At 36.0% G+C, this 14,335-nt stretch carries 12 protein-coding genes; 5 read left to right on the forward strand and 7 right to left on the reverse strand.

The genetic code is table 11. The annotated features are described in order from the left end of the window. Position 1: 1 nt before the first annotated feature. From EPI11_RS09355 to EPI11_RS09380, 6 genes are all read right to left on the reverse strand, one after another. Complete coding sequence (locus EPI11_RS09355; protein ID WP_128389700.1) at positions 2–1,987, reverse strand: protein-disulfide reductase DsbD family protein; 1,986 nt, start codon at positions 1,985–1,987, stop codon at positions 2–4. Between the two features lie 2 nt (positions 1,988–1,989). Next, on the reverse strand, positions 1,990–3,300 hold the full coding sequence (gene tilS, locus EPI11_RS09360; protein ID WP_128389701.1) for a tRNA lysidine(34) synthetase TilS: 1,311 nt from the start codon (positions 3,298–3,300) through the stop codon (positions 1,990–1,992). A gap of 32 nt (positions 3,301–3,332) precedes the next feature. Next, complete coding sequence (locus tag EPI11_RS09365) at positions 3,333–4,631, reverse strand: anthranilate synthase component I family protein (RefSeq protein WP_128389702.1); 1,299 nt, start codon at positions 4,629–4,631, stop codon at positions 3,333–3,335. Between the two features lie 117 nt (positions 4,632–4,748). Beyond that, the gene (lpdA, locus tag EPI11_RS09370) at positions 4,749–6,155 is read right to left on the reverse strand and encodes a dihydrolipoyl dehydrogenase (protein WP_128389703.1); all 1,407 of its coding nucleotides are present in this window, start codon (positions 6,153–6,155) and stop codon (positions 4,749–4,751) included. A 144-nt stretch (positions 6,156–6,299) separates the two neighbouring features. Then, positions 6,300–7,652: a Na+/H+ antiporter NhaA gene (gene nhaA / locus EPI11_RS09375; protein WP_128389704.1), complete on the reverse strand. Its 1,353-nt coding sequence runs from the start codon at positions 7,650–7,652 to the stop codon at positions 6,300–6,302. A 69-nt stretch (positions 7,653–7,721) separates the two neighbouring features. Then, positions 7,722–8,174 carry an Lrp/AsnC family transcriptional regulator gene (locus EPI11_RS09380; RefSeq protein WP_128389705.1) on the reverse strand — a complete coding sequence of 151 codons (453 nt, stop codon included), beginning with the start codon at positions 8,172–8,174 and terminating at the stop codon, positions 7,722–7,724. Between the two features lie 167 nt (positions 8,175–8,341). Between EPI11_RS09380 and EPI11_RS09385 the strand changes: the two genes are divergently transcribed. The 5 genes from EPI11_RS09385 (at position 8,342) to EPI11_RS09405 (ending at position 14,020) form a co-directional block, all read left to right on the forward strand. Then, the gene (locus EPI11_RS09385; protein WP_128389706.1) at positions 8,342–9,550 is read left to right on the forward strand and encodes an aminotransferase class I/II-fold pyridoxal phosphate-dependent enzyme; all 1,209 of its coding nucleotides are present in this window, start codon (positions 8,342–8,344) and stop codon (positions 9,548–9,550) included. Between the two features lie 146 nt (positions 9,551–9,696). Beyond that, positions 9,697–11,874 carry a S9 family peptidase gene (locus EPI11_RS09390; RefSeq protein WP_128389707.1) on the forward strand — a complete coding sequence of 726 codons (2,178 nt, stop codon included), beginning with the start codon at positions 9,697–9,699 and terminating at the stop codon, positions 11,872–11,874. A gap of 244 nt (positions 11,875–12,118) precedes the next feature. After that, entirely contained in the window at positions 12,119–12,955 is an 837-nt protein-coding gene (locus tag EPI11_RS09395; RefSeq protein WP_128389708.1) for an alpha/beta fold hydrolase, read from the forward strand. Position 12,956: 1 nt separating this feature from the next. Continuing rightward, a complete protein-coding gene (locus EPI11_RS09400) occupies positions 12,957–13,442 on the forward strand; it encodes an RNA polymerase sigma factor (RefSeq protein ID WP_128389709.1) in 486 nt (161 codons plus the stop codon). Further along, positions 13,439–14,020 (forward strand): hypothetical protein, encoded by a 582-nt coding sequence (locus tag EPI11_RS09405; RefSeq protein WP_128389710.1) that lies wholly within the window; start codon positions 13,439–13,441, stop codon positions 14,018–14,020. The genes EPI11_RS09400 and EPI11_RS09405 overlap by 4 nt, the downstream gene beginning before the upstream one ends. A gap of 89 nt (positions 14,021–14,109) precedes the next feature. Here EPI11_RS09405 and EPI11_RS09410 read toward each other — a convergent pair whose 3' ends face one another. Continuing rightward, complete coding sequence (locus tag EPI11_RS09410; protein ID WP_241657602.1) at positions 14,110–14,268, reverse strand: hypothetical protein; 159 nt, start codon at positions 14,266–14,268, stop codon at positions 14,110–14,112. Between the last annotated feature and the right edge of the window lie 67 nt (positions 14,269–14,335).

Here is a 14,335-nt window from a genome sequence, read left to right on the forward strand (position 1 = left end):
ATTATTTAAAGTTGGCAATGCCTTCTTTTAACCATGTTCCATATTCATTAACATCCGGAGTATAACCGATAGGATCGTTAAGATTTTCTTCCTGTAGATTTACCAGGATGTAATACGGCTGAGAATTTGTTTTGTACTTGGTAATTTGGAAATCACTCCACTTATTGCCAATAGTTTTAATTTTTTTACCTGTAGTTTCAGATATGTACTGTTCACTTGCAGGCAATTCCTTTTTAGAGTCAACATAAAGAGAGATCAAAACAATATCTTTCTTTAATGTAGGCAGGATATGATCATCAGACCATACTTTGTCTTCCATTTTACGACAGTTAACACAGGCATATCCTGTGAAATCGATAAGGATTGGTTTGTTTACCTCTTTAGCATATGCTACACCTTTACTGTAATCTTCAAATGCTATGATACCGTGCGGACCAATATGTGCGCCATCCGGTAAAGGAACATCCGAACCTGGTGCCCCTGTACTTCCGCCACCAATACCGTACGGGCTTTCGCTATAGGTCATTGAAGGAGGGAAACCGCTAATGATTTTTAAAGGTGCACCCCATAAACCTGGGATCATGTAAACGGTAAAACTTAATACAAGTAAACCTAATAATAAGCGACCTACAGATATAGAAGCTAATGGGCTATCGTGTGGTAAATTGATTTTTCCGAAAAGGTATAAAGCCAATGCACCAAATATTGCGATCCAGATCGCTAAGAATGTTTCTCTTTCAAGTAAATGCATCTGTAAAACTAAATCTGCATTCGAAAGGAATTTAAATGCAAGAGCCAATTCAAGGAATCCTAAAAATACTTTTACAGTATTAAGCCATCCACCCGATTTTGGTAAGCTATTTAACCATCCCGGGAACATTGCAAACAGCATAAATGGTAATGCCAATGCAAGAGAGAAACCTAACATTCCAATTACCGGAGCAGCACCGCCCTTAGACGCAGCTTCTACTAATAATGTACCAACAATAGGACCTGTACAGGAGAACGATACTATAGCTAATGCAAGTGCCATGAATAATATTCCTATTATACCGCCTCTGTCAGCCTGACGGTCAACTTTGTTTGCCCATGAATTAGGAAGCATGATCTCGAATGCTCCAAGGAATGAGCACGCAAATACAACTAAAAGAACAAAGAAAATAATGTTGAACCAAACGTTTGTTGATAGTGCATTTAGTGAATCTGCTCCAAAAATTGCAGTTACAAGAGATCCTAACAGTACATATATAATAATGATGGAAATTCCATAAATGAAAGCATTTTTAATACCTGCAGCTTTGGTTTTACTCTGCTTGGTGAAAAAGCTAACGGTCATAGGGATCATTGGGAACACACATGGTGTTAACAATGCAGCGAAGCCTGAAAGGAACGCAAGGAAAAATATAGTAAATATTCCTTTAGTTTCTTCTTTATCAGCATGTTTATTTATTGCCTTATCATCGTTTTTTTTTTCTGATGCTACAGGTACAACAAGCTCCTCAAAACTTTTTACTTCTTTAGATGTTAATGTTTTGATATTGAACTCGAATAAATTAGAACCCTGAATACAAACCTCTTTACAAGCCTGGTAGGCTAATTCAATCTGTACAATTTCAGATTTTGGATTCGTGATCTTAATATTTTGTTTTATCTGTGCTGTATGGCTCCAGAATGTTTCTTCAACACCAAAAGTTTCGTTGAAAGCTTTTTCGGTTTTACTTTCTTCAGCTTTACCTACTGCTTCAAAGTTCTTTTTATCATTATTAAAAAGAACCTCAAGGGGCAGTGCGCCTCCATCGGCAGTAAACTGTGAATACATGTGCCAGTCTTTTTCAATAACTGCATCAAAAACCAATACATATTCTGTATCCGATTTCTTTTCGATTTTAGAAGACCATTTAACCGGATCTTTTAAACTGGATGGTGGTTGTGCCTGTAATGCTAAAAAGGCAAATAAAAAAAAGAATAGAAAGGTAGCTTTTTTCATTTTTATAAAACTTCAATTTTTACTATTTGATTTGTTGTGTCTTTTGTTTTAAAACGTTCATCTGCCCGTTTACCTACAATCCATACAACCTGATTTTCAGAACAAAGCAGCCAGGTGTTTTCTTTTTCAGATAAAGACATTTTCTCATCTTTAAAGTATTTGGAAACCTTTTTCTTTTGTCCGTTCATACCAAGAGGGTAAAAGTAATCTCCTTCTTGCCACTTGCGCACAAATAAAGGGAATTTTATTAAATTATTATTAACAAAAATGACCTTTTTTGTGCTATATGTTGAAATTTCATTCACCATTTCCAGCTTAATTGTGAATGGTTTATTTATTTCTGTAACGCCCTCTCCTATTTCATAGACCTCTTTATCTAAAGGTTTCAAGGCTTCAAGTAGTAGGACTTCCCTGTTTTTAAGCAGGCGGTAATTTGCTGAAAGCACCTGTTTTCCTGATTGAGCCTCTAAAAGATCGTAAATATCATTCCATGCCGTGAATCCAAAAGCATTAAGCCATTGGTACAAATACGCCTTATAATTAGGAAGTCGTTTTAATTGTTCGATATTGATATGTTTCTGTCCTTCATGTTCAGATACCAATTGTTGATAAACCAATATGGCGGCATCATTTACCAGAGACTGCGATTGTTGTAAATTAGCTATTGTTTGAAGAAAAGAATCTGCAAATGCTGGATTGAGTGATTTTAAAACAGGAACAACATCGTGTCGAAGTTTGTTGCGGAGGTATTTATCAGAAGCATTACTGCTGTCTTCTCTCCAAAGGATGTTGTTAACTTTAGCATACATTTCGATTTCACTTCGTGTAAAAGGTAACAAAGGGCGGATAACCCTGTCATTTTGCTGCGGAATTCCGGTGAGGCCTTCAAGCCCTGTGCCTCGTATGAAATTGATAAGAAAGGTTTCAATACTGTCATCAAGATGATGTGCTGTCAGAAGGTAATCAAGGTTGTTTTCTTCCAATAATTGACTGAACCAAACATACCTTAGCTTTCTCGCTGCTATTTGAATGGATAGTTTATTATCTGTTGCGAAATGCATTGTATCAAAGCGGGTTACAAAAATTTCAATGTTATTTTTATGAGCATAATCTCGGATGAATTGCTCGTCCCCATCGCTCTCAATTCCTCTGAGGCTGAAATTGCAATGGGCAATTGAAATATTATAATTAAGTTGCTTTAAGAGTTCCAGTAAAACAATACTGTCTATGCCTCCGCTAACGGCGACGAGCAGCTTTTTTTCTTTTAAAAAAGGCAATGTCTTATAGAGATGTTCCTGTAGGTTCGCAAGCATTTTCAAAGATAATAAATTTTAATTACAGATATTTAAGCTTCTAAAACCGTTCGCATTGCTCTTGCTTTCAGTAAGCATTCTTCATATTCCATTTCCGGACTGGCAAGTGAAGTAATAGCACTGCCTACAGAAAAGGAAACATATTTATTTTCTTTGTTGTATAGAATACTCCTGATTACGACATTAAAATCAAAATCACTTTCGGGTGTAAAATAGCCTACTGCTCCACTGTAAAGTCCGCGTTTGGTTTCTTCCAGTTTTTCAATGATCTGCATAGCAGATATTTTTGGCGCACCCGTCATGCTTCCCATTGGGAAAGTAGTCCTTATTACATCAAGCGGAGAAGCACCAACTTCCGTCTTTGAAATTACAGTTGAGATCAGGTGGTGCACCTGTTTAAAAGTATAAGCTCCACATAATTCTTCTACGGTTACACTTCCTTTGGCTGCGGTACGTGACAGATCATTACGAACAAGGTCTACGATCATTATGTTTTCAGATCGTTCTTTCTCGTTAAGTGTCAACGCTTCTTTTATGGCGTTATCTTCATTGGTGTCTGTACTTCTCTTTGCTGTACCTTTTATGGGCTGTGATATTATTTTATCTCCTTCTTTTCTTATATAACGTTCCGGTGAAGCCGAAATCAGGTATTGTTTATAGTTTTTAAAATATACGGCAAAAGGCGGTTCTGAGATTGCGTTAAGCTTAGTATATATATCATATGGATCGATTACCGAATCTTCAGCATAAAACTCCATACAAAAGTTAGCTTCATAGATATCGCCTCTATGGATGTGTTCTAACATCTGCTCCACTTTTCCCAGATAACTTTCCTTTGATATTCTTTGTTTTATGTTCGATAGCGATGTTAAATTTGAATTTTCGAATTTAAAATTTTTAAGCTCTATGATTTCCTTAATGTCTTCATCAAGCTCATCATCACACATTTTAAGGTATTTTACCTCAAGTTTATTTTCTTTAAGTAAGAATAGTTTTTTAGGCTGAAAGAAGAAAAGATCAGGGAATTCCAATCCGTCAAAATTTGATGAATGAAGGTCTTCGGTATCGTTTTTAAGGTCATATGAAAGGTATCCAAATATCCAGTCTTTTGTAATTTGCTGATAGGTATTTAGATCGTCAAAAGCATTATGATGATCCGTTTTTATAGCGGTAAGGGCATCTACGGCCAATACGGCATCATAAGACGAATACTGCTGTTCATAATTATTACTGTCTAAAAACACTACTTCGCGGTACTGTTGTGCCCATTGCAGCAATTGGTTTTTAAACTGATCGGTATTATTTATAGTAAGGATAACGGAAGTTCTCAAATCGTTCTATTAAGTATTCAAAAGTACATACATTGTTATTAAATACAAAACCCACTCTGTAAAGAGTGGGTTTGTTGATATAAACACCTACAAGGTTTAAGTACCCTGTATATTGAATTACATATGTATTGATCTGTTGTCAGTTGCTGCAAGAGCTGCTTCTTTGATAGCCTCTGCATATGTTGGGTGAGCGTGAGACATTCTTGAGATATCTTCAGCTGATGCTTTAAATTCCATTGCAACTACGGCCTCAGCAATAAGATCGGCTGTACGTGCACCTATCATGTGGATACCCAAAACTTCGTCTGTTTTAGCATCAGCAAGTATTTTCACAAAACCATCAGTATCCATACTCGCACGAGAACGGCCTAAAGCTTTGAAAGGGAAACTTCCTGATTTGTAAGCAACACCTGCTTCTTTAAGCTGCTCTTCTGTTTTACCAACAGCAGCAACTTCAGGCCATGTGTAAACAACACCCGGTATAAGGTTATAATCGATATGAGGTTTTTGTCCTGCTAAAGTTTCAGCAACAAATACACCTTCTTCTTCTGCTTTGTGTGCAAGCATTGCTCCTTTGATAACATCTCCAATAGCATAGATGTTAGAAGCGCTTGTCTGTAAATGATCGTTTACTTCAATTTGTCCTCTCTCGGTAATCTTAACTCCCGCTTTATCAGCATCAAGTCCGTCAGTATATGGACGACGACCAACAGATACTAATGAGTAATCACCATCAAGTGTGATCGTTTCACCTTTAGCGTTTTCAGCCTGAACCTGTACGCCTTCTCCGCTTCTTTCTACTGATTTTACTTTGTGAGACGTGTAGAATTTCATGCCTTGTTTCTTAAGTACTTTTGTAAGCTCTTTAGAAAGGCCAGCATCCATACCTGGAATAATTCTGTCAAGATATTCTACTACAGATACCTGAGCGCCAAGGCGAAGGTAAACCTGACCTAATTCAAGACCAATTACACCACCACCAATAACGATAAGGTGTTTAGGTACTTCTTTAAGGTTTAAGGCTTCTGTAGAAGTGATTATTTTTTCTTTGTCTATTTTTATAAATGGCAAAGACGATGGCTTAGAACCTGTAGCAATGATTGTGTACTTTGCCTCAATAGTTTCAGAAGCACCATCGTTTTTAGTCACTTTTATATGAGTAGCATCTTCAAAAGAGCCTACACCTTCAAGAACAGTGATCTTGTTTTTATCCATCAGGTATTTAATACCTGAAACATTCTGGTCTACAACACCTTTTTTACGGGCGATCATCTGCTCGATGTTTACTTTTATTTCGCCGGCAATATCAATACCGTGCTCCTTAAAATGAGTGGTAGCGTCTTGGTAATGGTGTGATGAATCAAGCAAAGCTTTAGATGGAATACAACCTACGTTAAGACAAGTTCCTCCAAGTGTTGGGTACTTCTCGATGATTGCGGTATTGAAACCCAATTGTGCACAGCGAATGGCTGCTACATATCCGCCGGGACCAGAACCTATAACGACTACGTCAAATGAACTCATAATATATCTTATTTGTGTGTGATTTTATTTGTAAGGCAAATTTAGGGAAGTTTTTTGTTATGGTTAAGACAAAAAGACAAAAACATGCTCTTAAATTTATATGCCCTATTTCTTGAATTGAATGTTTGTGATATTGAAAACTATTTAAGTGTTTTTCGTTATTATTTTTTTTGCAGGTCCGGTTTTTAAAATAATGTAACCTAGAATTCCTGCAAGTATTGATGCTGTGAAAATTCCCAGTTTGGCCTGTGCTATATGAACGTCATCGTTATAAGCAAGACCTGTAATGAAAAGACACATTGTAAATCCAATTCCCGATAATATACTTATGCCAAATAAATGCCTTAAAGTCATGTTACGTGGCAGTTTAGCCATTTTTAATTTTACAAGGATAGCTGTAACTCCAAATATACCTAAGAATTTTCCAATGATAAGGCCAAATACAATTCCTGTAAATATATTATTAGCCAATAAAGAATCGAGATCGAGTGTAAAAACAACACCCGCATTTGCCAATGCAAAAAGCGGCATTACAATAAAAGAAACTACAGGGTGGAGATCATGCTCTAGCCTTTGTAATGGTGTCATTGCGTGTTTTGTCAATGTTTTCATTTCGCCCAAAATATGTAATTGCTCTTTTGTTACGGCAGATGTATCGGTTGTGTTTGCATCATTAAGTCTGATGGAAAACTTCTTAATTTTGTTTAAAAACCCCTGTTCGCTTATTTTTGTTGAAACCGGTATAGTAAAAGCAACCAGAACTGCTGCGATTGTAGCATGAATGCCGGATAATAAAAATGGAACCCACACACCCAATATACCTACTACAGCATAAAATAAAGTATTTCTTACCCCTAGCTTATTAGCAAGTATTAGTACTAAGAAGAAAGAAAGCCCTATTATAAGGTGTACATATGAAATCTGGTCTGTGTAAAAAAGGGCTATAATAAGTATAGCTCCTAAGTCATCAACAATACCAAAAGCTGTAAAGAATATTTTTACAGATGCCGGAACTTTATCTCCTAATAAGTACAATACTCCTAATATAAAGGCAATGTCGCAGGCCATAGGTATCCCCCATCCGGTTGAGGCTTCAGAACTTGTACCGTTTAATAAAAGGAAGATCATTGCTGGGAACACCATACCTGAAACTCCAACAATAATAGGTAAAGTAGCATTTTTAAGTCCGGAAAGCTGGCCGGCAACCATTTCGCGTTTTAATTCGAGTCCGAGCACAAAGAAAAAGACGGCAACAAGTCCGTCATTGATCCAGTGTTGTATGTCGTAATCAAGAAATGTATTACCGTTAAGTGTTATAGCGATCTTGTATTTCCATAAATTTAAATACCAGTCAGACCAGGGGGAATTTGCCATAATTACAGCAATAACCGCAGCGATGAAGAGGGTAATACCTCCCATTACAGAATTACTTATAAACTCTTTAAGTGGATTTATGAACCATTTGTCAACCGGGGTTATTTGTAATTTGTTTTCCATTTATTGTGATTTTCTCAAATTTAAGAAACCACATCTAAATATTTCCGAAGGTTTGGAAAACTTTAGGTTTTATAAGGTAATAATAGTGGTATTTTTTACTTCACTTATCATAAACGTGCTGTGTGTACTGCCAATATGCTGTAATGTGGTAAGTTTAGTTACCATGAACTCACGGTATTCTTCCATGTTCTCTACAAATATTTTAAGGATGTAATCATAATCGCCGCTTACATGATAGCATTCTAATACTTCATCAAGACGAGTTACCTCCTGCTCGAATTTGGTTAAGTATTCTTTTGTATGCTGGATAAGCTTTAAATGGCAAAAAACTACAAAGCTTTTTTTGAGCTTATTTCGGTCCAGGAGGGCAACATATTTACTAACCACACCTTCCCGTTCCAGTTTTTTTACACGTTCATAAACGGCAGTAACCGAAAGGTTTAACTTGATCGAAAGTTCCTTTGTTGTTCTTGTGCTATCTTCCTGAAGCAGCATCAAAAGCTTTTTATCTATTGCATCCATCTGAAAAAAAATCGGAGATTATTTAATTACGAGTAGCTTAAATAAATTATTTAACTACAAAATATCAAATTTAAAGAAAAATAATCTAAATAAACAGTATAGGATTGATTATAAACTTACTATTCTATTTATTTGCTTTAACAAACTACTATTAAAAAACAAAAATTATGAAAGATTTTAATCCCGCAGATAATATCCAGGATTTACAATATTTTGGTGAATTTGGTGGTGTAAACCCATCAATATCTGATTCTTCTACCTATACATTCCTTTCGGCAAAGACCATGTTTGATACTTTTGAAGGTAATGCAGAAGGATGTTACCTGTATTCACGCCACTCATCGCCAAGTAACCTGTACTTAGGCCAGGCTCTTGCAGCTATGGAAGGTACAGAAGCAGCTAATGTAGCGGCATCAGGTATGGGAGCTATTACTCCGGTATTATTACAAATATGTGCCGCGGGAGATCATATCGTTTCAAGCCGTACAATTTATGGCGGAACGTATGCTTTCATGAAAAACTTTATGCCAAAACTTCAAATCAAAACATCGTTTGTAGATATAACTAAACTTGATGTTGTTGAAGCAGCGATCACTCCTACTACAAAAATACTTTACTGTGAAACAGTGAGTAACCCACTTCTTGAAGTAGCTGATATTGCAGGTTTGGCAAAAATTGCTAAAAAACATAATATTAAACTGGTTGTAGATAATACATTCTCTCCGCTATCTGTGGCTCCTGCTAAGATGGGTGCTGATGTAGTAATACACAGTCTTACTAAATATATTAACGGAAGCAGTGACACTGTAGCCGGTGTTACTTGTGGTACGCAGGAATTTATAGATTCGCTTCGTAATGTAAATGACGGTGCCAGTATGTTATTAGGTCCAACAATGGACAGCTTACGTTCTGCAAGTGTTCTTAAGAACCTACGTACGTTACACATAAGAATGAAACAGCATAGCTATAATGCATTATACTTAGCGGAACGTTTTGAAAAAGACGGATTAAAAACAGTTTACCCAGGACTTAAAAGCCATCCAAGCCATGAGCTTTACAAAGGGATGATAAATCCTGAGTATGGTTTTGGAGGTATGATGACTATTGATGTGGGAACACTTGAAAAAGCAAATGAGTTAATGGAATTAATGCAGCAGCGTAACTTAGGTTACCTTGCAGTGAGTCTTGGTTTCTACAAAACATTGTTCAGTGCGCCGGGAACATCAACATCAAGTGAAATACCATTAGACGAACAAAAAGAAATGGGGCTTACAGATGGTCTTATCCGTTTCTCTATTGGTCTTGATAATGATGCTGAAAGAACTTACACAATGATGAAAGCCTGTATGGTTGAGCTTGGAATCTTAGCTAAATAATTAGCACGATCTATATTATCTGAATCCGTTTCTTAACCGAAACGGATTTTTTTGTAACAAACTGATTGCATCGAACACTAATTAACACGATTACATTTCGTAGAAGTTTATAGTTTAATTAAATTCGCCTTTCAAATAACAAACACATGAGAAAATTATTACTGCTGTTCCTCTTCACGGGAATGGCCGCAACAGCTCAAAAAAACCTTACTGTACAGGAGGCAACATTTGGGCAATACCAAAGCTTTGCACCAAAAAGCATGGTAGCTCCGGCATGGAGAAAAGATGCTAAAACCATAACTTATCTTGATGCTACCTATCAGAACCTGATGGCACGCAGTGAAGAAAGTCAATGGGCAGAAGCTATATTAGTTACAAAAAGTCAATTGGTTTCGGCACTTAAAGCTAAGTTACCTTCGGATACTTTTGAACTTCAAATGTTCCCTTACACTTACCAATGGAAAGACAAAAGCACATTATCATTTGAAGTAAACGGAAAAAATCAAAACTATCTGGTACTTTTTGATGCTGATAAAAAAGAAGTTAAATCGGCAATTGGTGTTGCATCTGATGCTGCTAAACAGGAACTTTCTCCAAATGGTAATTATGCCGCATGGTTAAAAGAAAACAATATTGTTATTACTCCGCTTAACGGAACACCTATTAATGTAACAAACGATACAGATAAAGGTATTGTTAATGGTAGTGACTATGTACACCGTCAGGAATTTGGCATCAACAAAGGAATGTGGTGGAGCTCTGACAGTAACAAACTGCTTTACTATCATAAAGATGAAACGATGGTAGCAAACTACCCGCTTACCAACTGGGATGAGCGTATTGCGTCTAATAAAGATATTAAATACCCAATGGCGGGTATGAAGAGCGAAGAAGTTGTTCTTATGGTGTATGATATTGCTTTGGGCAAATCATTAACACTTAAAACAGGAGAACCTAAAGAGCAATATCTTACTTGTGTTACCTGGTCGCCAGACGGGAAACAGGTATTTGTTGGTTTACTTAACAGAGGTCAGAATCACCTGAAATTAAACGTATATGATGCTGCAACCGGTAATTTTGTGAAAACACTGTTTGAAGAGAAAGCAACAACGTATGTTGAGCCATTGCACAATCTTACTTTTGTTCCCGGTAAAAACGATCAGTTTTTATACAGAAGTGAAAAAGACGGTTACGAGCAATTATACCTTTACAGTACAAGCGGTAAGCTTATTAAGAACTTAGGTTTTAAAGATGTAGTTATTACTGAACTATTAGATTTTGATACTGATGCTAAAAATGTATTTTACATTGGTACAGCAAACAACGGTCTGGACAGACAATTATACAGAGTTGAGCTTAAAAGTGGTAAAACAGCACAGTTAACAGTAGGTTCTGGTACGCATGATGCGATTGTAAGTACTGACGGTTCACTAGTACTGGACAATTTAAGTAATGTGACAACACCAAATGATGTAAGCATTATCAATCTGAAAAACAGTAAGGTGACTTCGCTTTTCAAAGCAGAGAATCCATATTCCGGGAAAACAGTATTGCCTAAAATGGAACTGGTTACAGTAACTTCTGCCGATGGTAAAACACCTCTTAACGGAAGGATTATATATCCTGCTAATTTTGATGCTGCTAAAAAATATCCAGTAATCGTTTATGTTTATGGAGGCCCTCATGCACAATTGGTTACTAACAGCTGGTTGGGTGGTGCATCTTTGTTTGATTACTATTTAGCACAGCAGGGTTATGTGGTATTTACGCTAGATAACAGAGGCAGTGATGCCCGTGGACGTGATTTTGAACATGTGGTACATCGTAATCTTGGTGTAAACGAGATGGCAGACCAGATGAAAGGTGTTGAATTCCTTAAATCGAAATCATTCGTAGATCAGGATAAAATTGGTGTTTCTGGATGGAGTTTTGGTGGTTTCATGACAACTTCATTACTACTTAATCAGGGAGATACCTTTAAAGTAGGTGTTGCCGGTGGTCCGGTATGTGATTGGAAATACTATGAGATCATGTACGGTGAGCGTTATATGGATACACCACAGGAAAACCCTGAAGGATATGAAAAAACAAGTGTTATCAATAAAGCTAAACAATTAAAAGGCAGATTGCTTGTAATTCATGGAGCACAGGATAATGTTGTGGTACAACAACACAGCATGGAGTTTATCAATGCATGTATTACAGCAGGTAAACAGGTAGATTACTTCTTATACCCTACTCATGAACACAACGTACGTGGTAAAGACAGGATTCACCTGAATCAGAAGATTGCTGATTATTTTGATACACATCTAAAAAAATAAAAATTAAAAACGGAGGCTTTAGCCTCCGTTTTTTTTTATACAAGACATAGCTAAAACTTTTGAGTCACTATATGTTATTTTTCCTTTGCTAATTACACAATTAATATGTCGCGTATTTGTTCCAAAAAATTAGGTTGTATCGGTTACTAAACCTCCAGTGTGATTCCTTTTTTAAAATTATTATAGTTTTATTGTAACAATTTTAATAGTTCTGAATCAAAAGAGAAAATTAAAATCAAACATTATGAAAACGATTGTATCGATTACCTTAGTTTTATTGTGCTTATTTTCTCATCCTGTGCACGGGCAGAAAGCTTTTAATGTTGTTGTAAAAGGAAAAGGAACTCCTGTGTTGTTATTTCCAGGCTTTGGATGTAGTGCTCAAGTATGGGATAATGTGGTAGAAGAGTTATCCCGAAACCACGAATTGCACCTGTTTACCTTTGCCGGTTTTGGCAATGCTGCTCCTATTGAAATGCCCTGGTTTACTACTATTAAAGATCAAATCGCGATATATGTAAAGGAAAACAAGTTAGAAAAAACCAACTTGGTAGGACATAGTTTAGGAGGCACACTGGCACTATGGCTTGCTTCTTCTCATACTGATATGTTTAAAAAGGTTATTGTCATTGACGGCTTACCAAGCACAGCAGCTGTAATGATTCCGGGTTATACAGGAGAGAAAATTCCTTTTGACAACCCCCAAAGCACAAAAATGCTTGAAATGGACGATAAAACTTTTCAGGAAATGATTGCACAACAGGCGGCCTTTATGAGTAAAAGTCCTGAAGGGCAAAAATCTATTGTAGCGATGATGAAAAATTCAGACAGGAAAACTTATGTTTATGGATATATAGAAATGCTGAATCTTGATTTGCGAAATGAAATTGCAAAAATTACTGTTCCGGTAACTGTATTAGCAGCCACATTCCCGGATCGGGCAATAGTAGAGAAAACGTACAAAGCTCAATTTGAAAAACTGCCCAATGTCGTAATTAAATATGCGGATCAATCTGCGCATTTTGTGATGTACGACCAGCCGGAATGGTTTTTAACTAATTTATTAGAAAATATTGATTAAGGTGGAAAAAGAATTTCTATTCAATAAAATATTTGAGGAACATTATCCAAAGATCCTGCGCCTCAGTAAAGGTTATTTCAATGGAGATACCGACCTGGCAAACGATGCCGCTCAGGAAGTTTTTATGAAAGTCTGGGAACATCTGGATTCCTTTAGAGGTGATTCTTCAGTTTCAACCTGGATATACAGGATATCTGTGAACACCTGTTTGGTTTTACTCCGTAAAAAAAACTCAAAAAAAGGAGTTTTAACAAAAGAAAATTCTACCGCAACAGTTGATAGTGACTCAGAAGAAATGGAAGAAAGATTCATTAAAATGTATGCCTGTATTCAAAAACTCGAAGAAATCAACAGAATGATTATACTTATGGTGCTTGAAAACATAGGATATGATGAAATAGCAAATATAATAGGTATTACTGAAGAAAATGTTCGGGTAAGAATTCATAGAATTAAAAAAAGTTTAACTCAATGTGTGCAATTATGAACGATTTTAACCAAATACAGGAATTGTGGAACAGCCAATCTAAAAAGAAAACGTCAATCCATCCTCATGATATTATTCAAAAAACAGAAATCCAAATACAAAAAATTAAAAATAAATATATTGGAACAGCGATAATACTTGCTATAACATTAGCTGTGCTGATAGCTTATTTTTTTTGGATCGGTTTTTACCAATTGAGCTTGTTTACTACAGGAATGAGCCTGATGATTGGGATGTTATCATGGAGGATTACTTTGGAATTAATTAGTATGAAGCGTTTTTCTAAAATAAAGCCGAATGCTTCTTTTGTAGAATATTCTGAGAGGATAACTGCTTATCATATATGGAGAAAAAAAGTCCATTTACTGCATACTCCAATTATTTACTTGAGTTATATAGCCGGATTTGTTTTGTTACTTCCGGTATTTAAATCAAATATGAGTGCAGGGATGTTTTGGTATTGTGCTATTAGTGGTTCTGTATTTTTAATTGGGTTTGGATTCCTTTTGATTTCTTTGATACAGAAAGAAATTAAAATGTTAAACTACCTGAAAGAGATTACCAACTTCAAAGATTAATTAAGGGAGGGAATTATTGTTAAAATCAAAAAATCCATTATTTCTTATAATTAGAAACAATGGATTTTTATTTTTTCAGCTGTTAAAGCTTATTTTACTTCTTTTACACCTTTTGTAAAAAGCCATTTCATGTATATTTTTTCTTCTCCATGAAGTTTAACGGCTTGAAATTTAGGGGCTAATAAAGTTGTAGAAACTGCAGCAATAAGCGGTATCCAAACACCTGTAACGCCTGTAAATTCTTTCACAAGGAAATAAGTTAGTACATAAAAAGGTAAAAAACCTAATAAGTTGTACAAAAATGATTTAGTTTTC

It is taken from the genome of Flavobacterium cerinum (genome assembly GCF_004028155.1).
GTDB classification, from domain to species: Bacteria; Bacteroidota; Bacteroidia; order Flavobacteriales; family Flavobacteriaceae; genus Flavobacterium; species Flavobacterium cerinum.